This window comes from Lentisalinibacter orientalis (genome assembly GCF_040706535.1).
GTDB lineage: Bacteria > Pseudomonadota > Gammaproteobacteria > Steroidobacterales > Woeseiaceae > Lentisalinibacter > Lentisalinibacter orientalis.
Map to the genome: position 1 here is coordinate 97,970 of NZ_JAPDRJ010000004.1, position 24,763 is coordinate 122,732.

A 24,763-nucleotide genomic window follows, 5' to 3' on the forward strand; every position below is an offset into this window, starting at 1 on the left:
ATGATCCGCCGGCTGCACCGCTGGCTCGGGGTCGTCATCGCCGCCTGGCTGGCGGTGGCGACCCTGAGCGGGCTCGCGCTGCTCTGGGCCGACGAGTACGTCGACTGGCGCTATCCGCAGCTGCCGGAGACGCTGCCGGCGGAGACGCCGGACGCCGAAGTCATCGCCCGCATCGTCGCCGCCACGGAAGGGCGGCTCTCGGCGCTCGCCATGCCGCGGCCGGCGCGTCCCGCCTATCATGCCTACCTGACCGATGGCGGCGAGAGGCTCTATCACCCGGAGACCGGCGCCCTGGTGGCGGAGTGGGGCTGGAGCGACAGCCTGCCCGCCTTTCTGTTCGAGCTGCATGCGTATCTGCTGGCGGGAGAGCCGGGCCACACCCTCGTGGGAATCCTCGGCTGTCTCGTACTCGTCAGCCTGGTCTCCGGCGTATGGCTCTGGGTGCGCCGGCGCAATATCTTTCGGCTGCGCTATTTCTGGCCCCGTAACACGGAGTCCCGCTACCTCCTGCGCGGCCATGCGGCCCAGGGCGCGACGCTCGGCCTGCTGTTCGCCGGACTGGTCGTCACCGGCGTGGCGATGGTGTTCCCCGCGCCGTTCCAGTCGTCGCTGAACGCAGTTCTCGGCGCGCAGCCTCCGCTCGCACCGTCCGTCGAGACGGTGGAGGGAGACGACGGGCCGATTGACTGGCAGCAGGTGCTCGATGCAGCCGGCGAGGTTTTCCCGGCCGGCGTGGTGCGGTTCGTCTCGCCGCCGCGGCAGTCCGGTGCTCCGGTGCTGGTCCGGCTGCGCAACGAGGGCGAGCTGCATCCGAACGGCCGCAGCTATGTGGTGGTGCACCCCGCGTCCGGCGAGACGCTCCAGGTCATCGACGCGACCCGGCGCGGCGCGGGACCCGCCGTGTTCGATGCCCTGTATCCGCTCCACGCCGGCAAGACCGGATGGCCGGGCTATCGGCTGTTCCTCACGCTCGTCTCGTTGTCCCTGCTGTTCATGGCGCTGAGCGGTCTGCGCCTGATGCTCGGGCGCCGCCGCCTGCGGGCAGGCGCCAGCCGCCGCGCCCTGGCCCGTTGCTCTTGACATAACGGCGGTCCTGAACCGTCAGCTTCCTGCCGGACCTGTCAATCGGTCCCGATTAGCCCACATAGATTTGCGAACCTGGTCACAGATTGGGGTGTGCGGTTGATCGACACTGCGCCCTCGGAACACGAGACGGGAGGGACAGCGGAGGTCGCCCCCCTCTGCAGAGCCGACCCCCACAGTCAGGACGGGTGCCGATCATGTACCAATTCATTCGAATCGCGCTGTTGAGCCTTGTTATGTGCAGTGCCGCAGACGCTGCCGGCGACATATCCGGCGAGCAGATGCGCGGACTCGACGAGCAGGTGCAGGAGATGAAGTCCGACGTGCTCGACATCGCCGCCGAACTCGGCCGTCTGGAAGAACGCCTGCTGTATCCCTCGGGAACGCAGGTGGCGCTTTTCGTCGAGATCGCGGACGGCGATGCGCTGCGCCTGGACGCCGTGCAGGTCGAGATCAACGGCGAACTCGTCGCTCACTACATCTACAGCTTCAAGGAACTGGAGGCGCTGCAGGACGGCGGCGTCCAGCGCCTCTACACCGGCAACATACCGACCGGCGAACACAGCCTCAGCGTGAGCTATAAGGGCAAGCTGAAGAACGGCAACGAGGTGAACGGCTCGCAGCAATTCGCTTTCGTGAAAGGCGTGGAGCCGAAGATGATCGGCATCACGCTGGACGGCTCCGGCGACAGGATCGCGCTCGGAGACTGGTAGCCGTGAAACGCGCCTCGCTCCTCCCGATTGCTCTGGCCGCTGCCCTCGCCCTGACGGCGGCGCCGGTGCGCTGTGAGGAGCTGCGTGACCTGTGGTTCGGCGAGGCGCTCTATCACGCGAAGATGGGCCATTACTTCGATGCGCTGGAGCGGCTGGATACGGAGCTGGGCCAGCATTACGACGTCGATGAGCCCGAGCTCGATCCGCTCCACTACCACATCGACCGGGCCGAGTTCTCGGTGGGTGACTTCGAACTGCGTTACCGGATGCACCATCGCGCGGGCCGGGCCATCCGGGCCGTGCTGGAGGGCGATGTCGAGGAGCCGGTGCGCAACGAGGCCGCCTACCGTCTGGCGCGCATCCATTTCCAGAAGGGCCAGATGCCCGAGGCGCTGGAGGCGCTCGACCGCATCGAGGGCGAGGTGCCGGCCGGAATACGCGACGACATCGGCTTCCTGCGCGCGAACGTCTACCTCGCGACGGGTCGGCCGGATGAGGCCATCCCGGTCCTCGAGGACCTGCGGGGCTCGCGCAATCTGGAGGGCTTCGTGGCCTACAACCTCGGTATCGCTTACCTGCAGGACGGCCGGGAGACGGCGGCCGTCGCGCAGCTGGAACGGGCGGGACGCGTGAAGGCCGGCGACGAGGCGGCAGCCGCGATCCGCGACAAGGCCAACCTGGTACTGGGCACGATCCTGCTCGAGTCCGGCCGCAACGAGGAGGCCGCCACCTACCTCGACCGCGTGAGCCTGGACGGCCCGTTCTCCAACCAGGCTCTGCTGAGTTCCGGCTGGGCGTCGACACGCGCCGAGAACTACGAACGCGCGGTCGTGCCGTGGTCCATCCTCGCGGGCCGGGAGACGACGGACAAGGCGGCGCAGGAGGCCATGCTGGCGCTGCCGTATGCCTACGGCCAGCTGTCCGTGCACGGTCGCGCGGCGGAATACTACGGCCGTGCCCTGGATACCTACGGCGCCGAACTCGGCAAGCTGGATGCCTCCATCCTCAGCATCCGCGAGGGGCGTTTTCTGGAGGCACTGGTGCGTGAGGAGATCCGCAAGGACGAGGACTGGGTGATCCGGCTCCGGTCGCTGCCGGAGACGCCGGAAACCTACTACCTCATGGAACTGATGGCCTCCCACGACTTCCAGACGGGGCTGCAGAACTATCTGGATCTCGCCGATCTGCGCCGGAAACTCGAAGGCTGGCAGTCCAGCTTCGAGGCCTACGGAGAGATGGTCGGGATCCGCCGGGATCATTACGAACCGCTGCTGCCGGGTATCGATACCGAATTCCGCGAGCTCGATTCGCGCATGCGCCTGCGGCTCGAGCAGCACGAGATGCTGAAGAAGCGCCTGCAGTCGATGCTGACCGCGCCCCGGCCCGAATTCCTCGCCACCCGCGAGGAGCAGCGGATGCTCGCGACACTCGAGGCGGTCGAGGAGCAACTCGACGAGCAGGGCGCGGCCGCGGACGACGTGGCGCGGGTCCGCGTGCGCCGTCTCGAAGGCAGGCTGCTGTGGGCACTGCGCACCGAGTACCACGACCGCCTGGACGCGTTCCACCAGCATCTGCAGGAGCTCGACGGCGCCATGACGGCGCTGGAGGTCCGTTACCGGCAGTTCGTGCGCGTCCGCCAGGCTGCCTCGCACAGCTACGAGGGCTACGACACGCCGCTCGCACGGCTGCAAACCCGGGTGGGCGAGTCCATCGCACGGCTGGACCGGCTGATGGCCCGCCAGGGGCGGCTGCTGGAAGTCGTCGCCATCGACGAACTGGTGGCGCGGCGCGACCGGCTGGAGAAATTCCGGGACGACGCCCGTTATGCGCTGGCCGACAGCTATGACCGGGCCACCCAGCTGCAGGCGCGGAGCGAGGCGGAATGAAAGCGCGATCCCGAAATCTCGCGGGCAATCTCACCATCGTCTGGCTGGCGCTGCTCGCCGCCGGCTGCGCCGGCGTGCAGCAGCGCGACACGCTTGCCGATCTGCGCGCCGTGGAGCCCGATCTCGAGGACGTCCGCGTCGCCGACAGTCTGGAACGGGCAGAGCAGAGTTACCGTCGCTACCTGGAGGAGACCCCCTCCGGCGTCATGACCCCCGAGGCCATGCGCCGTCTCGCCGATCTGCAGATCGAGAAGGAATTCGGCGTGATCGGTTCCGGCGAACTCATCGAGATGGCCGTGGACGAGGATGCGGAGGCGATCGCCGCGGAGCGCGCGCCCCGCGGGCCGGTTTCCAACGGCGCCGGAGCCGCGGCCGACGGTATCCGCATCACCGAGTATGCGGAGAGCAGCGAGGCCTTCGAGGCGCGGGCGAGTGCAGAGACCCTGCCGGCCCCGGCGGCCGACGCGATGGCACCCGCGCTGCCGGACGGGATGGATACGACTGCGCTGGCCGGGCCGGTGGAGGCGATCCGGACCTACCGCCGCATTCTAGAGGAGTATCCCGGCTACGAGCGGAACGACCAGGTCCTGTACCAGATGTCCCGCGCCTACGACGAACTCGGCCGCAGCGACGATGCGATGGCCGTGATGGACCGGTTCGTAACCGAGTATCCGGACTCGCGCTATGTCGACGAAGTCTGGTTCCGCCGGGGCGAGTATTTCTTCGTCCGCAAGAAATTCCTGGACGCCGAGGAATCCTACGGCGCCATCATCAACTTCGGCGAGACCTCCCCATACTACGAACTCGCTCTCTACAAGCTCGGCTGGACCTTCTACAAGCAGGCGCTGTACGAGGAGGCCCTGCATCGCTACATGGCGATGCTCGATCATCGCGTGGCGACCGGCTTCGACTTCGACCGGGCGTTCGACAACGGAGACGACGGGCGCGGGGAAGACGAGAAAGGCGGAGACGATCACCGCATCGCCGATACCTTCCGGGTGATCTCCCTGAGCTTCTCCAACCTCGGCGGGCCGGAGGTGATCGACGATTACTTCGCCGCCAACGGCGCGCGGAGCTACGGCGACCGCATCTACAGCAACCTCGGCGAGTTCTATCTGGACAAGCTGCGCTTCCAGGACGCGGCGGCAGTCTACAACTCTTTCATCGACCTGAATCCCGCCCATCGCGTCGCGCCTCACTTCAGCATGCGCGTCGTCGAGATCTACGAGAAGGGGGAATTCCCCCGCCTGGTCGTCGAGGCGAAGAAAGAGTTCGCGGAGCGCTACGCGCTGCAGGCGGACTACTGGCAGCACTACGATCCCGCGGCTACGCCGGAGGTCATGGGCTTTCTCAAGACCAATCTCAAGGATCTGGCGAACCACTATCATGCGCTCTATCAGCAGGAAGACCTCGCGGACGAGCGTCCGGACAATTATGCGGAAGCGCTGACCTGGTACGGCGAGTTCCTGTCCTCGTTCCCGGCGGACGACGAATCCCCGCCCATCAACTACCAGCTGGCCGACCTGCTTCTGGAGAACGAGGATTACGCCCGCGCCGCGCTGGAGTACGAGCGCACGGCCTACGACTACCCGCAGCACGAGCAGTCGGCGGCCGCCGGCTATGCGGCGGTCTACGCCCATCGCCAGGACCTTGAACGGGCCACCGGTGCCGGGCAGCTGGAGGCCAAGGCGCGCACGGTAGAGAGTTCGCTGCGCTTCGCCGAGGCCTTCCCGGGCCACGAGAAGGCGCCGACGGTGCTCGGCGCAGCGGCCGATGACCTCTACGCCATGAAGGACTACCGGCGCGCAATTGCTGCCGCGGACACCCTGATCGAACGCTATCCCGGGACCGACGTCGCCCTGCGGCGCTCCGCCTGGATCGTGGTAGGCCACTCGTCGATGGACGTCACCGAATATCCCCGCGCGGAACAGGCCTACGCCCGGGTGCTCGAACTCACGGCGGAAGATCACGAGTCGCGCCCGGCCATCATCGACGGTCTTGCGGCCGCCATCTACAAGCAGGGCGAGCAGGCCAACCTCCTCGAGGATTACCGGGCGGCGGCAGAGCATTTCCTGCGCGTGAAAACCGCCGCGCCGACGTCCGCTATCCGCACGGCAGCCGAATACGATGCCGCCGCCGCTCTCGTGAAACTCGAGGACTGGGAGGGTGCCGCAGGCGTCCTGGAAGAGTTCCGCGAGGATCATGCAGAACACGAGCTGGCGGACGACGCCACCAGGCAGCTCGCGAACATCTACCGGGAGGACGGCCAGCTCGCCCGCTCCGCCGCCGAACACGAGCGCATCGCGACGGAGAGCGAGGATCCGGAGCTCGCACGCGAAGCGCTGCTGGTCGCCGCGGACCTCTACGAGGAGGCGGAGCGGACCGACAGCGCGCTGGCCGTCTACGAACGCTACGTCGGCGAGTATCCCGCGCCGCTGGACGTCCACGTCGAGACCCGCAACCGCATCGCGGAGATCTACCGCGACCGGGGCGATACGGCGGGCTATCACGACGAGCTGCGCGAGATCGTCGCACGGGATGCCGACGGCGGCGACGAACGCACGGAGCGCACCCGCTACCTGGCCGCCCGGGCGGGACTGGTGCTGGCGAAGCTCAGCTACGAACACTTCGCGGAACTCGAACTGGTGCAGCCCTTCGAGCGCAGCCTCGCGGAGAAGCAGGCCCGGATGGATGCCGCCATGGGCGCCTTCGAGGCGCTGGTGGACTACGAGGTGGGCGAGGTTACGGCGGCCGCCACCTACTACATCGCGGAGATCTACTACCGGTTCAGCGACGCCATCATGGCGTCGGAGCGGCCGGCGGGCCTGTCCGAGGCCGAGCTCATGGATTACGAGATGGTCCTGGAGGAAGAGGCCTGGCCGTTCGAGGAGCAGGCGATCGTCGTGCACGAGAAAAACTTCGAGCTGCTGGCTCTGGGCGTCTACAACGACTGGATACAGCAGAGCCTCGACCGGCTGGCCGTCATGATGCCGGGCCGCTACGCCAAGAACGAGATCTCGAGCGGCTTCCTCGGCTCCATCGACGTCTACGCCTATCGCATGCCGGTGGTCCCCGAGACGCCGGCAGACCCGGCCGTGGAATCGGTCGTGCTTCCCGAGGCGGAGGTCCAGGTAACCGGTGTATCCGGGCTGGCGCACGGGGCGCCGGGAGGCGAGTCGCCATGAGCAAGCTGCATCGTCCGCTGTCTGCGCTGCTGGTGCTGATTCTGGCCGGCTGTGCGGCCACGGCGCCGGAGCCGCGGCCCGGCGCGCGCATCGAGATCCAGGAAGCCGTGGGCTTCACCATCACGGAAGAGGCGCGGATCGGCGCGGCCGTGCGCGAGGACTACCAGACCGCTCTCGATCTGCTCGAGAACGAGCGCGAGGAGCAGGGCATCGAGCTCCTCAGGCAGGTGGCGGAAGAGGCGCCGTCTCTCAGCGCACCGCGGATCGACCTCGGCATCGCCTATCACCGCATGGGCGAGCTGAAGGCTGCCGAGACGGAGCTGCTGGCCGCCCGTGCGCTGAATCCGGAACACCCGATCGTGCACAACGAGCTCGGCATCGTGTACCGCAAGACCGGCCGCTTCGACGAGGCCAGGCGGAGCTACGAGACCGCGCTGGAGATCTACCCCGGCTTCCATTACGCGCGCCGCAACCTCGCGATCCTGTGCGATCTCTACCTCGCCGATCCCGAGTGCGCGCTGGCCAATTACGAGGCCTACATGAAGACGGTGACGGCAGACGAGGAGGCCGCCCTATGGATCGCCGACATCCGCAATCGTCTCGGGGAGACCACGCCATGACACCCGCGAAGCTCGCACCATGGCTCGCACTCGCGCTGCTCGGCATCGGCCTGCAGGCCGGTGCGGAGGACGAGGCGCCGGAGTCTTCCGAGGAGGCCGAGGCCATGACTGCGGCGGCGGAGGATACCGCCGGGACGACACCGGAGAACCCGCGGACGATGTCCGGCATGTCGATCCTCGGGAACGAGGAGGCGCCGAAGGCCCTCGTGATCGTGCCCTGGAAGAGTTCCGAGCTCGGCGACGATCCGTCTCTGGCGGACTCGCTCGACGAGCGTGCCCGCCCGGTGGACCCGGAGGTCTTCGCGCGCGAGCTCCGTTATTACGGGATCCGTTCCGGCGGGGAGAGGGCGGAATGACTCGCGCGCAGGGCGGCGGCCACGCTCGCGGTCGAGACGCCGGCAGGTGCCGGCATGTCCCCTTGGGGTTTGTTACGAAGTTCTGTCAGATGAGGAAAAGGTGATGGACATTTTTTATTCGATCGTAGGTTTCTTCGCCTCGGGCGGAGCGTTCATGTACCCGATACTGATCGTGTTCGCGGTGGGTGCCGCGATCGCGATCGAACGCTACATCACGCTGGACCGGGTCACCCGGAAGAACCAGCGCGTGTGGGACGAGGTGCAGCCGCTGCTCGCGAAAGGCGATTTCGACAAGGCCCGCGAGGTCACGGCGAAAGACGAGTCCACCGTGGCCCAGGTGCTGAACATGGGTCTCTCCCTGCAGGGCGCGGTGCGCCGCCGTGAGGATATCGAGATCGCCATGGAGGAGAACATGATGGAGATCGTGCCGCGGCTCGAGAAGCGCACCGCCTATGTGGCGCTGGCTTCCAGCATTGCGACGCTGCTCGGCCTGCTCGGCACCATCATGGGCCTCATCCAGGCGTTCACCGCCGTGGCCAATGCAAATCCGGCCGAGAAGGCCGACCTGCTGTCCGCCAGCATCTCGGTGGCCATGAACACGACGGCGTTCGGCCTGATGGTGGCGATCCCGCTGCTGATCACCCATGCGGTGCTCACGAGCAAGACGGGCGACATCGTCGACAGCCTGGAGATGGCGACCGTCAAGGCTCTGAACGTCATCAGCAAGAAGGCCAAGCGTCAGTACGAGGTCGCCGCCTGAGGAGGGAAGCGCCATGTTCAGAAAACGGCATCATTACAGGCGACGCACCAAAGAGACGCCAGAGCTGGACGTCACCACCTTCCTCAATCTCATGGTGGTCCTGGTGCCTTTTCTGCTCATCACGGCGGTCTTCTCGCGGCTGACCATCGTGGAGCTCGACCTCCCGTCCTCTTCCGGTGGCGCCGCCACCACGGAGCCAAACTTCCGCCTGGAGGTGATCGTGCGCGAGAGCGGTTTCGAACTCACCAACGGGCAGTCGGTCATCGCCGCCATACCGAAGGTCGAGGACGAGTACGACTTCGAGACACTGTCCGAGCACGTGGTCTCCCTGAAGCAGCAGTACCGCAGCGAGAACGCCGCCTCGGTCCTGCTCGAGCCGTTCATACCCTATGACTATCTGATCCAGGTGATGGACGTGGTCAGGAGCCGGCCCATGGAGGCCGCGGAGAGCGGTGAGATTCAGCTGGTGGCCCTGTTCCCGGAAATCTCGGTAGGAGAGGCGCCATGATGAGGAACACCCGACGCCTGAAGCGCATGACGCGCAACCGGACCAAAGTGACGAAGATGAACCTCACGTCGCTGATGGACGTGTTCACCATCCTCGTGTTCTTTCTCCTGGTGAACTCCGGTTCCGTGGAGGTCATGGAAGCGCCGAAGCAGGTCACGCTGCCGGAATCCATGGTGGAGGAGAAACCGCGGGAGACGGTCGTGATCTTCGTGAGTCCCGACGAGGTCCTCGTCCAGGGTCGGTCCGTCATCCGGGTCAGCGAGATCCTGGAGTCGGAGACGGCCACCATCGAGGCCATCACGGCGCGGCTGGAGGAGATCAGTCAGCGCGTGGTGGGGCCGAAGACGCGCTCCGTCGCGAAGAGCCAGGAAGTCACGATCCTGGCCGACAAATCGGTCCCGTTCACCGTGATCAAGCGGATCATGACGACGTGCACGGGCGAGGGTTACGGCCAGGTGTCGCTGGCCGTCGTACAGAAACCCGCCGACACAGCCGCCACCTAGCCGCGGCCTCATCGGGGTGATGCAGTGAGTCTCGAAAAAACCTGGGAAGAACAGGCGCTCCTGGACCAGATCGACGCCGAGCAGGAGAAGCTCGCCGATCTGGAGGAGCGGCTGCGTGCCGCCAGCGGGGAACTGCAGTCCCTCGCCGGCGAGCGCGAGAAATACGAACTCCTCGATGCGGTCACCGGCTCGCTGGAGCAGCTGGGGCGCCTCGGTGCAGCGGACCTGTTCTGGCGCGATACGCTGCCGGCCGAGGCGCGCGACACGCACCTGGCAGAGGTCCGCAGGCAGGCCACGGCGTTCTGCGACCGTGTGGCGGGCATAGAGCAGCGGCGCGACCAGCTGGAGCGGGAGCTCGAGGAGCACGACGACGTGCTCGAGTATCTGCAGGCCGAACTGCACGACCTCCGCGAGGAGCAGGAGCGCAAGCTGAACGAGTGGGTGCTGGAGCGCGACCCCTCGCCGCTCCCGTTCCGCCGCATGATCATGCCCTGGACCCGGGGCGTGGAAGAGGATCGTCGCTTCCGCCAGTCGCTGGCCGCCACCGTGGCAGCGAGCGTGCTGGTGGCGCTGGTCCTGCGCATGATCGACCTGCCCGTCCCCGAGCACGAGGAACTGATCGAGGTCCCCGAGCGGGTGGCCAAACTCATCCAGCCCGAGCCGCCGCCGCCGGCGCGCACGGTGGAGACGGAGCCGGATCCGGTGATCGAGGAGCCGCCCGAGCCCGAGGAGCAGGTGGCGGAGGAAACCCCGCCCGAGAAGACGCCCGAGATTACCGAGCCCGCGAAGGTGGCCGAGCAGTCGGCGCCGAAACAGGAGGTCCGCTCGAAAGGCATCCTGGCCTTCCGGGAGAGCTTCGCACAGCGGGCGCGCTCCGGACCGTCGGCCGATCTCGGCGCGAGCGCGCGGGTCGGCAACCGCGGCGAGTCGGCCGTGGGCCGACCGACGCGGGCCATGGTCACGACCGACGCGCCGGGGTCGAGCGGCGGCATCAATCTGGCGAGCGTCAGTCGGGACGTAGGCGGTGGTGCCGGCGGCCGGGGCATCGAGGGCGTCCGCGTCACGCAGGTGGCGACTTCCATCGGCGGGGACGGTTCCGCGGACCGGCCGCGGGCCGGCGGACCGTCGGCCGGGCGCACGGACGAAGAGATCCAGATCGTGTTCGACCGCTACAAGGCGGCGCTGTACCGCCTGTACAACCGGGAGCTGCGGCGCGACCCGACGCTGCGCGGCCAGCTGGTGCTGAAGCTCACCATCGAGCCCGACGGCAGCGTTTCGATGTGCCGCCTGCACTCCAGTGACATGGGCGCTCCGGACCTGGCCGACCAGATCGTGGCCAGGGTGAGCGGTTTCGATTTCGGCGCCAAGGAGGACATCGCCGCGATGACGATCATCTACCCGATCGATTTCCTCCCGGCTACCACCTGAACGAACGACGAGTAACCGACAAAGAACAGATTCCGACAAAGGCAAAACCACCGAAAGGTGGCGACGCAAAGTCTCCGGTCTACAGAGCCCCGACGGCTCCATGACAGCGGGACCGCCCGAATCCGGGCCCGGGGTTACGCCAGGGTCCAGGCCTCTCAGGCAACGCGATCGCCGCCGGTGAAACAGGCACCACATGGCGAGCAGCAGAACATCCAACATATCGGCAAGCGTCCGGACGGCACTCCGGCTGCTGGCCTTCGCCGTACTCGCGCTGGCCGCAGCGCCCTCGTGGGCCGTGGACTGCTCGGAGTTCCCGAACGGCACCATCGACGGCTTTGCCGGAGACGTCGCGCCCTCGCAGATCCAGATCGACCGCAACTGCACGATCCGGAACTTCCCGGCGTCCAATCCGCTGAATACGAACTTCAGCTTCCTGACCCAGCCGGGCCAGACGGACGAGCGCTGGCTGATCGTTTTCGACAACGTCGTGCATACCGGCGAGATGGCCTGCAACAGCGTCGCCGGCCATCGCATCTGGTTCGTGAACGGCTCCTCCAGCTCCATCCAGGAGGGCTGCCAGAATCTGCTGATCCCGGTCGAGAAGATCGAGAAGGACAACCCGCCGGGCACGGCGACGGCTTCGATCGGCGTTCCGTTCACCTACACGCTGACGATGCCGGTGCTGTTCGACGCCGGCACCGGCACGGTCATCGACGAGTTCGGTTCGCTGAACGACCTGCATGGCGTCACGCTGGTCGACGACCTCAACGCGACCGGCGTCGATCTCACCTACGTGAGCCACACCGCCTACTGGGAAAGCACGGGGTTGCCCGTGGCGCACACGTTCGACAACGACGGCGGCGTACTCACCTTCGACAACTTCCCGATCATCCCATCGAACGAGCAGATCGTGATCGAGCTGACCGTGGTGCTGGAGGACTCGCCGGCGAACGCGATCGGCACCCAGTTCGTGAACACCGCCAAGTGGGACTTCGGGCGGCTGATCGATGGTGTCTTCTACGAGCCGCTGCCGGGCGAGTGGGGCATCTCCGATCCGCTGACCATCGCCGGTCCCGAGATCGTGGTGACGAAGACCGGTCCGGCGACCCTCGGCCGGACACTGAATCTCGGTCAGTGGGGCGAGTTCGCCATCGACGTGCACAACACCGGACTGGGCGAGGCCTGGGACGTGGCGCTGGTGGACCGCCTTCCGGACGGGCCCCAGGGCGGCATGTGCGACATCCCGCCGGAGATCCTGGACGCGCAGGTGTACGTCGCGGACGGCGTCACGCCGGTGCCGGGCAAGGGCCCGCTGACGCCCGGCGTGGACTTCGAACTGGTCTGGCAGGACAGCCCGCGCTGCGAGCTCACTCTCGACATGCTCACCCCGGCGGCCATGATCGGTCCCGACGAGCGTCTGATCATCCGTTACCGCACCCGGCTCGACGCCGACACCGACGACGGCATCCAGCTCACCAACGTCGCCGGCGCCACCCGCTGGTACAACGGCGCGGCCGACAACGCGGACCGGCTGGAATTCGCCCGCCCCGTGACCAACGGCACGGTCGGCACGGCAGACCACCAGGACGCCCATACGGTCACCACTGCACTGTACGGTTACTTCTTCGAGAAGACCGTGGCCAACGTGACCAGCGGCGCGGATCCGGCGGAGAGCGCCGCGCCCGGCGACCGGCTCCGCTACACGCTGCGGCTGCAGACCACCGACGGCCCTCTCGAGGACGTTGCGATCCGCGACGACCTCGGCTCGCTGAATGCCGCGCCGGTGTTCGTGCCCGGATCACTGCAGGTACTGCCCGGCTCGCTGCCCCCCGGGGCCACCACCGCCGCGACGGATCCCTTCGGCGGCACCAACGGCACGGGCCAGCTGGTGGTCACCAACATCGATCTGCCTGCGGGCAGCGAACTGGTGGTGGAGTTCGAGGTGACTCTGGCCGCCGCCATCCTGGACGGCACCGTGGTCGCAAACCAGTCGGAGCTGATCGGCGCGGTGAAACTCGCCGACAGCGACGACCCCACCGTCAACGGCCAGGCAGACCCGGACATTCCCGGCGACGAGGACCCCACGACCGTGGTGATCGAGGCCGAGCCGCCGCCGGCGCTCGCGAAAGCGACCACGCAGCCGACCGCAGCCATCGGCGAGACCTTCGGTTACCGGCTCACCGTGCCGGCCACGCCCCACAGCGCGCCGCTGTACGACGTGCGCATCCTGGACGACCTGACCGCTTCGGCGGCGGACCTGGAGTTCGTGAGCGTCGCCCGGGTGTCCGGACCGGACGGGTGGACGCCGCAGAACACGGGCACCGCCACGTCGCTGGTCATCGAGGACCCGGTGAACGGCATCGACATCCCCGCGGGCGAGCAGGTACTGGTCGAAATCACGGTGGCGCTCAGCGACACGCCGACGAATATCGCCGGCCTGGAATTCACCAACAGCGCGGCCTACACCTACAACCAGCTCGACGGGCAGGGCGCCACCGAACGTCCCGGCGATGGCGCCGTCAGCGGGCCCATGACGATCGTCGAGCCCGAACTCACGCTGGAGAAATACGGTCCCCTGCGCCTGCGCACGGGCGAGACCGGCGTCTTCACGCTGAATGTGCACAACGTCGGCACCTCGACGGCCTGGAACGTCTATCTGACCGACCTGCTGCCGGATACCGCTGACGGCGGGCTCTGCGACGCGGCGCCGGCGCAGGTGACCGCGCAGCTGTTCGAGGCGGACGGCACCACCGCCGTGGGCGCACCGCTTGCGGCCGGTACGGACTACGCGGTGTCCTTCAGCGGCCGGCCCGGGTGCACGTTCACGCTCGAGGTGCTGTCGCCGGCGGGCGGCATCGGCCCGGACCAGCGCCTCCTCGTCACTTACGAGGCGGGCCTGGACGCCGACACGGCAGCCGACGCGGCGCTCACCAATATCGCGGGGGCCACCGAATGGTCCAGCATCGACGTCTCCACGCCGGACGACCGCGCGCGCACCTACAGCCGTGCCATTACCGACGGCACCGTGGACGTGCTCGACCACGAGGACGCACACACGGTGGTCGAGTTCTCGCCGGAGCTGCTGTTCGAGAAGACCGTGGTCAACGTGACCACCGGTGAAGACCCCGCGGCCGTGGCCACGCCCGGCGACACGCTGCGCTACAGCCTCTACGTCGAGAACCTGAGCGACACGCCGGTCGACGAGTTCCGTCTCGTGGACGAGCTGGACCGGCTGAACGACGTGCCCGCATTCCAGGCCGGCACGCTGACCGTCGTCACGCTACCCTCCGGCGCCGTTGCCGCCAATACGGATGCCGCGGGCGGCGCTGCCGGCACGGGCCTCCTCGACGTGGGCGGCCTCAGTCTCGGCGGTGTCGGGGACACCGTGCGGGTGGAATTCGAGGTGACGCTGGCGCCGGTGATCCGCGACGGCACCTACGTGACCAACCAGTCCGACCTGATCTACCAGGGCAATGCGGTCGCCGTCAGCGACGATCCCCTGGCCAACGGGGCGGCGGACCCGAACGTGGCCGGCGACGAGGATCCCACCCGCGTGCTGATCGAGTCGGCGCCTTATTTCACGGTGGAGAAGGTCTCGTCCTACGTCACGGGTGATCCCGACGTGCTGCTCGCCGGCGAGACTCTGCGCTACACCATCACGGTGCAGAACACGGGCACCGACGATGCCAGGGACGCAGTGATCGCCGATGCCGTGCCGGCCAACACCACCTACGTGGCCGGCAGCACGACGCTGAACGGGGTCGGCGTCGCGGACGCCGACGGCGGCCTCTCGCCGCTGACCGATGGCATCCCGATCAACGCCGCCGGCGACGCCACGCCGGGGCTGCTGCGGGCCGCCGCTGCTCCGGGCGCGGACGATACCGCGACGAATACCGCGACGATAGTCTTCGACGTCGTGGTCGACCCGGACGCCGCGGACGGCACCGTCATCTCCAACCAGGCCTTCGTGAGCGCGCCGGACGGCGGCGTGATCGACCGGCCGTCCGACGATCCGCGCACACCGGTGGCCGACGATCCCACCCGCGACGTGGTCGGCCGCCTGCCGCTGCTCTACGCCGAGAAGTCGGCGGCGCTGCAGGACGACCTGGGCACGCCGGGCATCGTCGATCCGGGCGATACGCTGCGCTACACCATCACGGTCTATAACAACGGCACCGTGCCCGCCACGGTCGTGGAACTGATAGACCAGGTGCCGGAGTGGACGACCTACCTCGCCGATACCACCACACTGAACGGCCTCGCCGCCGGACAGCCGGACGGCGGCAACTTCCCGCTGGCCGCCGGATTGCCCATCGCCTCCGCGGACCTCACGCCGCCGCTGCCCGGGCCCGGCGAGGGCACGCTGAGCCCCGGTGGCTCGGCCGCCGTGCAGTTCGACCTGCTGGTGAACGCCGATGCGGTGCCGGGCACGCTGATCGAGAACCAGGCCGCGGTCTCGAGCTACGAACTGCCGGACCTGCTCACCGACGGTGACGGCGACCCCGCGACGGGCCCCGAGCCCACCGTCGTGGTCGTGGGCGACGCACAGCAACTCGCCATCAGCAAACAGGTAACGGTGGTCGGCGGCGGCATCGCCGAGGCCGGCTCAACACTGGAGTATCTGGTGACGGTCAGGAACATCGCGTCGGTGCCTGCCTACGACGTCGTCATCTACGACGACCTGGATCTGCCCGAGCCCGCACACCTGATCTACGTGGACGGCTCTGCCGCGATGAACGGCTCCGACGAGGGCGTGGCCTTCGCCGGCTCGCTGCTGACGGCCGACTACGGCTCCCTGTACGGCGCGCTCCAGCCCGACGAGACCGTCGAACTCCGTTTCCGCGCGGTAATCGAGCCGACCCTGCCGATTGGCACCACGGTGACGAACATCGCCGAGGTGCGCTGGAATCAGGCGACCCAGAGCGCCACGGCCTCCGTCGCCGTGGACGTCGGCGGCACACCGGGCTCCGCGGCGGTGAACGGCACGGTGTGGCACGACGCGGACTTCGACGACGTCGATGGCGCCGGTGAGCGCCGGCTCGAGGGCTGGTCCGTCGAGGTCTGGCGCAACGACACGCGCGTGCGCTCGGTCCTGACCGACGCGGAGGGCAACTACCGTGTCAGCGGCCTCGTGCCCAACTATCTCACCGACGACGTCTACGAGATCCGGTTCGTCGCGCCGGGTGCGGGACCGCGCAGTGCCGCGCTGGGGCTCGCGTACTCCGCGGATTTCACGAACTACCCGCAGCGCATCGCCGGTATCGAGCTGGTGAAGGGCAACAACCTGCAGGATCTCAACTTGCCCATCGATCCGGCCGGTGTCGTCTACAACTCGGTATCCCGGGCGCCCGTGGCCGGCGCGGTGGTCACGCTGCTGGACGGGCCGGGCGGGACGCCGGTGCCGGCCGCCTGCTTCGAGGACCCGGTGCAGCAGAATCAGGTGACGTTGTCGGATGGCTGGTACAAGTTCGACCTGAACTTCGGCGATCCGGGCTGTCCGGCCGGTGCCGACTACCTGATCAGCGTGACGCCGCCGGGTGCGGGCTACGTGCCTGGTCCCTCCGAGATCATCCCGGCGAGTAACGACGCGACGGGCGCCGCGTTCGACGTCCCGTCCTGCCCGGGCTCGAGCGACGACGCCGTCGCGGCCACCAGCGAACACTGCGAGGTGCAGGCCTCGGAAACCGCTCCGCCGACTTCCGTACGGGCGCGCACCGCCAGGACGGCCTGGTACGAACGGCTGACCCTGGACGGGACTTCGGTGCCCGGGTCCAGCCAGCTGTTCAACAACCACATCCCGGTGGATCCGGAGCTCTCCGGCGCCGTGTCGGTCACCAAGACCACGCCGATGGTGAACGTGAACCGGGGACAGCTGGTGCCTTATCTGATCACGGTGAACAACACCATCGAGATCGAGCTCACCGACGTGAACTTGGTGGACCGCTATCCGGCGGGCTTCGCCTACGTCGAGGGCTCGGCCCGCATCGACGGTGTCGCCGTGGAGCCCGCCGTGAACGGACGCGAACTGGTCTGGGAGAACCTGACCCTCGATGCCTCGGGGCGTCACGAGATCCAGCTGCTGCTGGCGGTCGGTGCCGGCGTGAGCGAGGGCGAATTCGTCAACCGGGCCCAGGTGATGAACGGTATCACCGGCGGTGCCATGTCCGGTGAAGCCACGGCCACCGTGCGCCTGGTACCGGACCCGACCTTCGACTGCACGGACGTGACGGGCAAGGTCTTCGACGACCGCAACCGCAACGGCTTCCAGGACGAGCAGGAGACCGGCCTCGCCGGTGTGCGCCTGGTGACGCCGCGGGGACTCGCGGCCACCACCGATGCCCACGGGCGCTTCCACATCACCTGCGCGGTGACGCCGAACGAGACCCGCGGCAGCAACTTCGTGCTGAAGCTGGACGATCGCACGCTGCCCTCGGGCTATCGGCCCTCGACCCGCTCCGTGCAGATCAAGCGGGCCACCCGGGGCAAGGCGCTGGACTTCGACTTCGGCGCGTCCATCCACCGCGTGGTCGGGCTGGACCTCGCCGATGCCGCGTTCGAGGCCGATTCGGTCGAGCTGCGCAGCCTCTGGCGTCCCAGACTCGAGCTCCTGATGAGCGAGCTGCGCAAGGCGCCGTCCGTGCTGCGCCTGTCGTACCTGGCCGACGTGGAGTCGCCGCAGCTCGTCGAACGGCGGCTGGAGGCGATCCGGCGCCGGATTCTCGAGGACTGGGCCGCGCTCGACTGCTGCTACGAACTGGCGGTGGAACCGGAGGTGCACTGGCGTCTGGGCGGGCCGCCCGAGCGGCCGCGCAGCCGGAGGGAGGAGCGCCCGTGAGAGCCTGCATGAGGAAAATTACCTGTCTTGCCCTCGGCGCGGCGCTGGCTTCGTCGGCGGCGCTGGCCGGAGATATTCGGCCGCTGGGCGAGGCGGTGGAGCGTCATCTGCCGCTGGACGGCCCGTTCCGCGAATGGGTACACGATCCTGCTCGGCTGACGGAGGAGGCCGGGGACCGTATCGAGACGCGCGAGGTACTCGCGGACCGGCCCGAGACGGTGAAGCTTACCGGCGTCGTACCGCCGATTCGCTTCGAGTCCGGCGTCGCCGATATCCCGGAGAGCACCGTCGCCGAGCTCGGCCGGGTACTCGACAGCCTCGGTCACCGCCGCAATGTGCGCCTGCACCTGGTCGGCCATGCCGACAACCAGCCTCTCTCGGCCCGTCTCGCCGCCGTCTACGGCGACAACGCGGGATTGTCGCGGGAGCGTGCCGGCCAGGTGGCCGAGTATTTCCAGACCCGACTCGCGCTGCCGCCGGAATCCATCTCCTTCGAATGGGCTGGCGACACCGATCCGGTGGCGAGCAACGATACCGAGGCCGGGCGGGCGCTGAACCGCCGGGTCGAGGTGGAGGTCTGGTACGACGAGATGCGCGAGTCCGTGGTGGAGGAAGAGGTCCTCGTCCCTCACGAGATCCGTCGTGTGAAGGTCTGCCGCATGGAGACGGTGTGCAAGCTGCGCTACGTCGAAGGCCATGCCCATCGCGCCCGCCTGCAGAACCTGATCCCGCCGCTGCGCTGGCACGAGGAAGGCGTCGACATCGGCGAGCAGCACGTCGCGCAGATTCGCCAGGCGCTGGCGAACCTCGCCGACAAGCAGAACGTGGTGGTGAAATTCATCGGCCACTCGGACGACGCTCCGCTCAGCGGCGCCATCGAGCGCATCTACGGCACCCATCTCGGTCTGTCCAGGGCCCGCGCGCGCCGGGTCGCACTGGCAATACAGGAGCGGCTGGGGCTGCCCAGCGCCGCCGTCGCCAGTGACGGCCGCGGCACGGACAAGCCGCTCGCCTCCAACGACACGCCGCGGGGCCGCGCGCTGAATCGGCGGGTCGAGGTGGAGTTCTGGTACGACGATCCGCTGCAGGAGCTGCCCGACGAGCCGCAGCTCTGCCCCGACGCACCGGGCGCCGAGCTGGTCACTCGGGTCTACGATCCGCCCTGGGGCAGCATCCCGCGGGTGGAGATCGTGGACGGGCAGATGGCGATGCCGCCGGATCTTGCGGCGGATCTCCGGCGCGCCATGCAGGACGTCGCGGACGAGCGCAATGCGCGCATTCGTTTCGTCGGCTACACGCGCAACGAGCGCCTGGAGCGTCGCACGGCGATGGTCTACGGTGACGATATCGGACTGTCCGCAGCACGGGCCCGCCGCGTCATGGAGGCCGTCGGCGAGGATCTCGCTGATGCGGCCATGGAATTCGAGGGCCGCGGCTTCGTGCATACGGACGATCCCGTGAACGCCGGATTCGTCCAGGGCGACGACTCCTACGTCGTAGCCCAGGTGGTCTATGACGAACTCGCGGTGCTGGACGATTACGAGGGGGTGGACGTGACCCGCCTCACCCGCGAGCTCGAGCCAGAGAATCCCCTCGGCCTCAACCTGATGCGCATCACGGTCGACGGCGAGCCCATCGACGATCCTGAGCGCAGCTCCGCCGACATCCAGCGCTGCACCGACGTGGCGCTCGAGGAGGCCGATATCCGCTTCGGCTTCGACAACCTGCGCTCCGCGCCTCGTCTGGCGGTGACCGCCAGTCCGTCGACCGTGGCGATCCCGGCCGGCCTCGGCGACATCTGCATACCGCCCAGGGTCAGGCCCATCCGCTTCCGGATGTATGCGAACTACACCCACTTCATCGAGCGGGCGGAAGTCCGTGTCTTCGAGAACGGTCAGTCCCTCGAGTCCGAGCCGCTGGCCGTGGTCCGGCTCGACGATCCGGACGGCGTGGCCGAGTGGCGTCCGCCCAGGGGTCCCTTCCGCGGTCCCTCGCGCAAGCTCACCTATGTGGTCCGTGCCTACGGCGCCGACGGCAACTTTGACGAGACCGCGCCGCAACCGCTGTGGCTGGTCTACGGCGACAGTCCCGCGTCCTCGCCGGTCGATGCGGATGCGCCGCCCTTGCTCGCCGCGTTCGGCGAGAGCGACCTCGCGACGCAGAACATCCAGCTCGCGAGCGGCACGGTCGGCGTGCGCGGCAGCGGCATCCCCGAAGGGCACACCGTCTGGGTCGCCGGCCGGCAGGTGCCCGTCGATGCGCAGGGCAACTTCGTGGCCGAGGAGGTCCTGCCGCAGGGCACGCACACGGTCGAGGTGGCCGTGCTGGACGATCAGGGCAACGGGGAGCTGTTCCTGCGCGACCTGGAGTTGAAGTCCAGTGACTGGTTCTACGTCGGCATGGCGGACGTCACCGTCGCCGAGAACGATGCCACCGGGCCCATCGATCTCATGAGCGGCGACGAGCCGCTGCGCGATCCGACCTCCGGCGCGGACGGCCGGCTCGCCTTCTACGTCGACGGCAAGTTCGGCGAGCACTGGCGCCTGGTGGCCAGCGCCGACACGCGCGAAGAGCCGTTGGGCGAGCTGTTCAGCAATTTCGTGAGCAAGTCGCCGGATTCGCTGCTGCGCCGCATCGACCCGGACTACTACTATCCCACCTTCGGCGACGACGGCACGGTCGAGGAACTGGCGCCGACCATGGGCAAGTTCTACGTGAAACTGTCCGAGGACGAGAACCACGCCATGTGGGGCAACTTCAAGGTCGGCTACATGCAGAACGAACTGGCCCGGGTGGACCGGGGGCTGTACGGCGCCAACCTGCGCTACCAGTCCGACGAGGCGACCGAGTCGGGCGAACGCCGGTACGCCGCCGACCTGTTCGCGGCCGAGCCGGGTACGGTGCCGAGTCGCGAGGAGTTCCGCGGCACCGGCGGCTCGCTGTACTACCTGCGCCGCCAGGACATCCTCACGGGCTCCGAGCGCGTGCGCGTGGAGATCCGGGACAAGGCGTCCGGTCTCGTCACCGGCGTCGTGAACCTCACGCCCTCGCTGGACTACGACATCGATTACCTGCAGGGCCGCGTCATGCTGACCGAGCCGCTGTCGGCGACGGCGGATGATCAGCTGCTGGTGCGCTCCAACGCGGCCGGCGGCGACGAGGTCTACCTGGTGGTGCGCTACGAGTACACGCCGGGCTTCGACGAGATCGATGCGCTCGCCACGGGCGGTCAGGCCCACTACTGGTTCGGTGATCATGTCCGGCTCGGGCTCACGGCCAGCAATAACGACCAGGACGGCCAGGACTCGAGCCTGAATGCCGCCGACGTGACGCTGCGCAAGAGCGTGGGCACGTGGGTGAAGCTGCAGGGCGCTCAGAGCGAGGGCGCGGTCTCCACGACGCTGCGCTCCGACGATGGCGGCTTCGGCTTCTACGGCCAGGATCCGCTGGCCTGGGCCGGTGTGGACGCCGGCGCCTGGCGGGCCGACGTGAGCCTGGATACCGACGAGATGTTCGACCTGGCCGATGCGCGCATCACCCTGTATCTGCAGGAGATGGAGGCAGGTTATTCGGCGCCCGGCCTGAGCGCGCTCACCGCCACGCGCCATTACGGCGGGACGGTGAGCATGCCGATCCTGCGCGACTGGTCATTCACGGCCAAGACGGACAACCGCATCCAGGATCGAGGGCTCGAGATCCGGGCCATGGAGTACAACCTGACCTACCGGCTGGGCGAGCGCTGGGACATCAGCACCGGCTACCGCCAGGACGAGCGGGCCGACGCGGCGGCCGTGCCCGTGCCGACCCAGGAGGCCGGCGAGCGCACCGATGCCGTGGTCCAGGTCGGCTACAACTCACGCTCCGACTGGACCGCCTACGGCTTCGCCCAGCAGACGCTGTCCACGACGGGCAACCGGGAAGAGAACGGTCGCCTCGGCGTGGGCGGCTCCTACCAGGTCTTCGACAACCTGCGGGTGAACGCGGAGGTCTCCGGCGGCGACCTCGGGCCCGGCGGCCGCATCGGTACCAACTATCTCCACTCCGACCGCACCAGCCTGTATCTCAACTACACGCTGGAGAACGAGCGCACCGACAACGGCCTGCGCAGCTACCGGGGCGAGGAGGGCAACCTGGTTGCCGGCGTGAAGACCCGCTTCTCCGACTCCACCAGCGTGTTCCTGGAGGAGCGCTATCGGCACAGCACCGCCATGACCGGGCTCACGCATGCCACGGGCGTGAGTCTCGCGCCGACAGAGCGGCTGAATATCGGCATGCACACCGATATCGGCACCCTCGAGGATCTGGAGACCGGCGCTGAGACCGACCGCCGGGCCGCCAGCATCCAGGTGGGCTACGGCTTCGACAGGCTCACGCTGTCGAGCGGCGTCGAATATCGCGCGGACGAGGTACAGCAGCTCGACCTCGGCATCGCCGAACGCACGACGTGGCTGTTCCGGAACAACTTCCGTTATCAGCATTCGCCGGGCGCGCGGCTGCTCGGCAAACTGAACCACTCCACCAGCGACAGTTCGCTGGGCAACTTCTACGACGGCGGCTTCACGGAGGCGGTGCTCGGCTATGCGCTGCGGCCGGTCGTCCACGACCGCTGGAACGCACTGGTGAAGTACACCTACTTCTACAACGTGCCGACCACGGACCAGGTGACGCTGAAGAACACGGCCGCGGAATTCATCCAGAAGAGCCACGTGGCGGCGGTGGACGTCACCTACGATCTGACGCCTGATCTCTCGCTGGGCGGCAAGTACGCCTACCGCCTGGGAGAGATCAGCCTCGACCGCGAGGACCGGGAGTTCTTCGACAACAGCGCCGCACTGTACGTGCTGCGCCTCGACTGGCGGTTCCTGGAGAACTGGGAGGCGATGGGCGAATCGCGGCTGCTGGATATGGCGGATATCGATCAGCGGCGCACGGGCACGCTGCTGGCGGTGTCACGCTATTTCGGGGACAACGTGAAACTCGGCCTCGGTTACAGTTTCGCCGATTTCTCCGACGACCTCACCGACCTGGACTACGATCATCGTGGCTTCTTCCTGAACCTGACCGGCGCGATGTAAGCACCGGTCTCAATACAGTCCTGCCAGGTTCGCATAGACACGCTTCCCCGGTGCGCGCAGGTAGTAGCCCGCGGCGGGCGGGTAGCCGTCGAGCACGGAGCGCTCGATCCATTGGCGCTCGATCAGGCCTTTCAGCCCGAGCGTGATCGCGCGCGGGGTCGCGCCCGTCAGGGACCGGCGCAGGTCACGAAAGCGCACCCGTCCGTCGCCGATGACCGCGATCAGCGGCAGAGACCACTTCCGGTAGGCGACGTCCGCGTCCTTATCACCGACGACACGCGCCAGTGCGGCGCAGTGACGGGCCGCCTGCCGTCCCCGATCGGTGAGGAGGTACTCCGGCCGCATGGGGTGGCCGTGGCCGGGATTGCGGCAGATCAGACCGAGTTCGATGAGGTGGTTGAGGGTGGCGCTGAGCGAGCCCCGGCCCACGTCGAGCCGGTGCGCCAGCGTCACGAATTTCGCGCCGGAACCGCGATGGAGCTCTGCCAGGACGGGAATGCTCCAGCGCCGCTCCACCAGATCGAGCAGGGGCGCAAGCCGTAGACGCTGCAGTCCGGTTGATTCTGGTTTCGCCGTCATTTGACAAATAATATACTAAGTATAAAAATAGAACCTCAACAATAAAAAGGGAGAGCCGAACATGGCCGCCGAAATCGACTTCGATGGGGGATTGACGCTGTCCGTGCCGGTATCGGACCTGGACCGATCCATTGCGTGGTACCGGGACACCCTCGGCCTCGAGCTGATCTATCGGCTGGAGGATCTGGGCTGGTGCGAGATGGTGTCGCCGGTCGCGCGGGTGAACGTGGGACTCAGCGTCGTGGAGAACCCGAACCCGGGCGGAGCCACGCCCACCTTCGGAGTGAAGGATATACACGCCGCGAAAACGTCACTGGAGGAGCGGGGCGTCCGCGTCGACGGAGACGTCTTCACCATCGAGGGCATGGTGCATCTGCTCACGTTCTACGATCCGGACGACAATGCGCTGATGTTCTATCAGGATATCGGCGAGTCGGCCTGAGCTGCAGCCGCCTGCTCGGAAAGCAGGGAGCGGGAAGTACGGAGCGCCCGCCGGGCGGCGGGCGCTCCGCAGTCGGGTTACCGGAAGAACCAGCGTCCGCCGACGGTGATGACGTCGCTGTCGCCGGCGAACTCCAGGCTGAGTCCCGCGGCGAACTGACGGGTGAAGTAGTAGTCACCGGCCAGCTCCAGGTAGGTGTCGCTGTCGGCGATGTCCACGTAATTCACGGAACCCCGCACCTCGAACTGCGGCGCAAGCAGGCCGCGCAGTCCGGCGGATAGCGCAATGCCGCTGTCGTCGGCATCACCCACGGGCGTATCCACCTCGGCGTCGACGAAGCGGGCGGTCGCCACCAGGTCGAAATCGTCGTTGTAGGGATAGACGTAGCCGCCACCGAGTTCCAGCGCGGTGTAGTCCACGTTCTGATTGAACTCGAGACTCGTGATACCGCCCACGATGATCCAGTTGTTGCCGAGATCGTAGCTGCCGTTGAAGCGCAGCCCGTCGCCGCCGTTCTCGTCGACGTCCACGTAGCGGAGTTCCGCGTAGGTGTAGCTCAGGTCGTCGCGGCCTGGGTCCTGCGCGAGCGCGAGACCAGGCACGCACAGCACGGAAAGAAGAACCAGCTTCTTCATGATGAAAACCTCTGTTGATGCGACCGTCGAATACCGTCTGCCGCGGGCCGGGGGGACAGGAGTCCGGCTGCTGTGGCCCGCGCATGGCATGCGACGGAGAACCCCTCTGGTTTCGGCAGCCGGCCGATGGCGCGGACTGTAGGAGACGGTTGCGG

At 67.7% G+C, this 24,763-nt stretch carries 15 protein-coding genes and 1 riboswitch; of the genes, 13 read left to right on the top strand and 2 right to left on the bottom strand.

The genetic code is table 11. The features are described 5' to 3' along the window. From ACJMK0_RS14420 to ACJMK0_RS14475, 12 genes are all read left to right on the top strand, one after another. Entirely contained in the window at nucleotides 1-1,080 is a 1,080-nt protein-coding gene (locus tag ACJMK0_RS14420; RefSeq protein ID WP_405239234.1) for a PepSY-associated TM helix domain-containing protein, read from the top strand. A gap of 239 nt (nucleotides 1,081-1,319) precedes the next feature. Beyond that, nucleotides 1,320-1,796, top strand: coding sequence for a hypothetical protein (locus tag ACJMK0_RS14425; RefSeq protein ID WP_405239236.1), 477 nt, complete (start codon nucleotides 1,320-1,322; stop codon nucleotides 1,794-1,796). A 2-nt stretch (nucleotides 1,797-1,798) separates the two neighbouring features. Next, nucleotides 1,799-3,682: a tetratricopeptide repeat protein gene (locus tag ACJMK0_RS14430; RefSeq protein WP_405239238.1), complete on the top strand. Its 1,884-nt coding sequence runs from the start codon at nucleotides 1,799-1,801 to the stop codon at nucleotides 3,680-3,682. Beyond that, nucleotides 3,679-6,867 carry a tetratricopeptide repeat protein gene (locus tag ACJMK0_RS14435; protein WP_405239240.1) on the top strand — a complete coding sequence of 1,063 codons (3,189 nt, stop codon included), beginning with the start codon at nucleotides 3,679-3,681 and terminating at the stop codon, nucleotides 6,865-6,867. Before ACJMK0_RS14430 ends, ACJMK0_RS14435 begins: the two co-directional genes overlap by 4 nt. Further along, on the top strand, nucleotides 6,864-7,487 hold the full coding sequence (locus tag ACJMK0_RS14440) for a tetratricopeptide repeat protein (protein ID WP_405239242.1): 624 nt from the start codon (nucleotides 6,864-6,866) through the stop codon (nucleotides 7,485-7,487). The genes ACJMK0_RS14435 and ACJMK0_RS14440 overlap by 4 nt, the downstream gene beginning before the upstream one ends. After that, nucleotides 7,484-7,843: a hypothetical protein gene (locus ACJMK0_RS14445; protein WP_405239243.1), complete on the top strand. Its 360-nt coding sequence runs from the start codon at nucleotides 7,484-7,486 to the stop codon at nucleotides 7,841-7,843. Before ACJMK0_RS14440 ends, ACJMK0_RS14445 begins: the two co-directional genes overlap by 4 nt. 103 nt (nucleotides 7,844-7,946) lie before the next feature. Continuing rightward, nucleotides 7,947-8,603: a MotA/TolQ/ExbB proton channel family protein gene (locus ACJMK0_RS14450; RefSeq protein ID WP_405233712.1), complete on the top strand. Its 657-nt coding sequence runs from the start codon at nucleotides 7,947-7,949 to the stop codon at nucleotides 8,601-8,603. A gap of 13 nt (nucleotides 8,604-8,616) precedes the next feature. Then, a complete protein-coding gene (locus ACJMK0_RS14455; protein ID WP_405239245.1) occupies nucleotides 8,617-9,111 on the top strand; it encodes an ExbD/TolR family protein in 495 nt (164 codons plus the stop codon). Next, on the top strand, nucleotides 9,108-9,614 hold the full coding sequence (locus ACJMK0_RS14460; RefSeq protein WP_405239247.1) for an ExbD/TolR family protein: 507 nt from the start codon (nucleotides 9,108-9,110) through the stop codon (nucleotides 9,612-9,614). The genes ACJMK0_RS14455 and ACJMK0_RS14460 overlap by 4 nt, the downstream gene beginning before the upstream one ends. A 24-nt stretch (nucleotides 9,615-9,638) precedes the next feature. Further along, on the top strand, nucleotides 9,639-11,042 hold the full coding sequence (locus tag ACJMK0_RS14465) for an AgmX/PglI C-terminal domain-containing protein (RefSeq protein WP_405239249.1): 1,404 nt from the start codon (nucleotides 9,639-9,641) through the stop codon (nucleotides 11,040-11,042). Nucleotides 11,043-11,072: 30 nt separating this feature from the next. Beyond that, nucleotides 11,073-11,162: riboswitch (cyclic di-GMP riboswitch) on the top strand. A gap of 73 nt (nucleotides 11,163-11,235) precedes the next feature. After that, nucleotides 11,236-17,877: a hypothetical protein gene (locus tag ACJMK0_RS14470; RefSeq protein WP_405239251.1), complete on the top strand. Its 6,642-nt coding sequence runs from the start codon at nucleotides 11,236-11,238 to the stop codon at nucleotides 17,875-17,877. A gap of 8 nt (nucleotides 17,878-17,885) precedes the next feature. Further along, on the top strand, nucleotides 17,886-22,952 hold the full coding sequence (locus ACJMK0_RS14475; protein WP_405239253.1) for an OmpA family protein: 5,067 nt from the start codon (nucleotides 17,886-17,888) through the stop codon (nucleotides 22,950-22,952). Nucleotides 22,953-22,961: 9 nt separating this feature from the next. On the opposite strand, the gene ACJMK0_RS14480 is transcribed toward ACJMK0_RS14475, so the two are convergent. After that, nucleotides 22,962-23,531 (bottom strand): winged helix-turn-helix transcriptional regulator, encoded by a 570-nt coding sequence (locus ACJMK0_RS14480; protein WP_405239255.1) that lies wholly within the window; start codon nucleotides 23,529-23,531, stop codon nucleotides 22,962-22,964. Nucleotides 23,532-23,592: 61 nt separating this feature from the next. On the opposite strand from ACJMK0_RS14480, the gene ACJMK0_RS14485 reads away from it, so the two are divergent. Then, nucleotides 23,593-23,973 carry a VOC family protein gene (locus ACJMK0_RS14485; protein ID WP_405239257.1) on the top strand — a complete coding sequence of 127 codons (381 nt, stop codon included), beginning with the start codon at nucleotides 23,593-23,595 and terminating at the stop codon, nucleotides 23,971-23,973. Nucleotides 23,974-24,050: 77 nt separating this feature from the next. Here the strand turns inward: ACJMK0_RS14485 and ACJMK0_RS14490 are convergent, their stop codons facing one another. Continuing rightward, a complete protein-coding gene (locus tag ACJMK0_RS14490; protein WP_405239259.1) occupies nucleotides 24,051-24,608 on the bottom strand; it encodes an outer membrane beta-barrel protein in 558 nt (185 codons plus the stop codon). Nucleotides 24,609-24,763 lie beyond the last annotated feature (155 nt).

Bases quoted from the DNA above. Each gene is read 5' to 3' on its own strand.
- ACJMK0_RS14420 (WP_405239234.1), top strand. From the start codon at position 1: ATGATCCGCCGGCTGCACCGCTGGCTCGGGGTCGTCATCGCCGCCTGG.
- ACJMK0_RS14425 (WP_405239236.1), top strand. From the start codon at position 1,320: ATGTGCAGTGCCGCAGACGCTGCCGGCGACATATCCGGCGAGCAGATG.
- ACJMK0_RS14435 (WP_405239240.1), top strand. From the start codon at position 3,679: ATGAAAGCGCGATCCCGAAATCTCGCGGGCAATCTCACCATCGTCTGG.
- ACJMK0_RS14440 (WP_405239242.1), top strand. From the start codon at position 6,864: ATGAGCAAGCTGCATCGTCCGCTGTCTGCGCTGCTGGTGCTGATTCTG.
- ACJMK0_RS14445 (WP_405239243.1), top strand. From the start codon at position 7,484: ATGACACCCGCGAAGCTCGCACCATGGCTCGCACTCGCGCTGCTCGGC.
- ACJMK0_RS14450 (WP_405233712.1), top strand. From the start codon at position 7,947: ATGGACATTTTTTATTCGATCGTAGGTTTCTTCGCCTCGGGCGGAGCG.
- ACJMK0_RS14455 (WP_405239245.1), top strand. From the start codon at position 8,617: ATGTTCAGAAAACGGCATCATTACAGGCGACGCACCAAAGAGACGCCA.
- ACJMK0_RS14460 (WP_405239247.1), top strand. From the start codon at position 9,108: ATGATGAGGAACACCCGACGCCTGAAGCGCATGACGCGCAACCGGACC.
- ACJMK0_RS14470 (WP_405239251.1), top strand. From the start codon at position 11,236: ATGGCGAGCAGCAGAACATCCAACATATCGGCAAGCGTCCGGACGGCA.
- ACJMK0_RS14475 (WP_405239253.1), top strand. From the start codon at position 17,886: ATGAGGAAAATTACCTGTCTTGCCCTCGGCGCGGCGCTGGCTTCGTCG.
- ACJMK0_RS14480 (WP_405239255.1), bottom strand. From the start codon at position 23,531: ATGACGGCGAAACCAGAATCAACCGGACTGCAGCGTCTACGGCTTGCG.
- ACJMK0_RS14485 (WP_405239257.1), top strand. From the start codon at position 23,593: ATGGCCGCCGAAATCGACTTCGATGGGGGATTGACGCTGTCCGTGCCG.
- ACJMK0_RS14490 (WP_405239259.1), bottom strand. From the start codon at position 24,608: ATGAAGAAGCTGGTTCTTCTTTCCGTGCTGTGCGTGCCTGGTCTCGCG.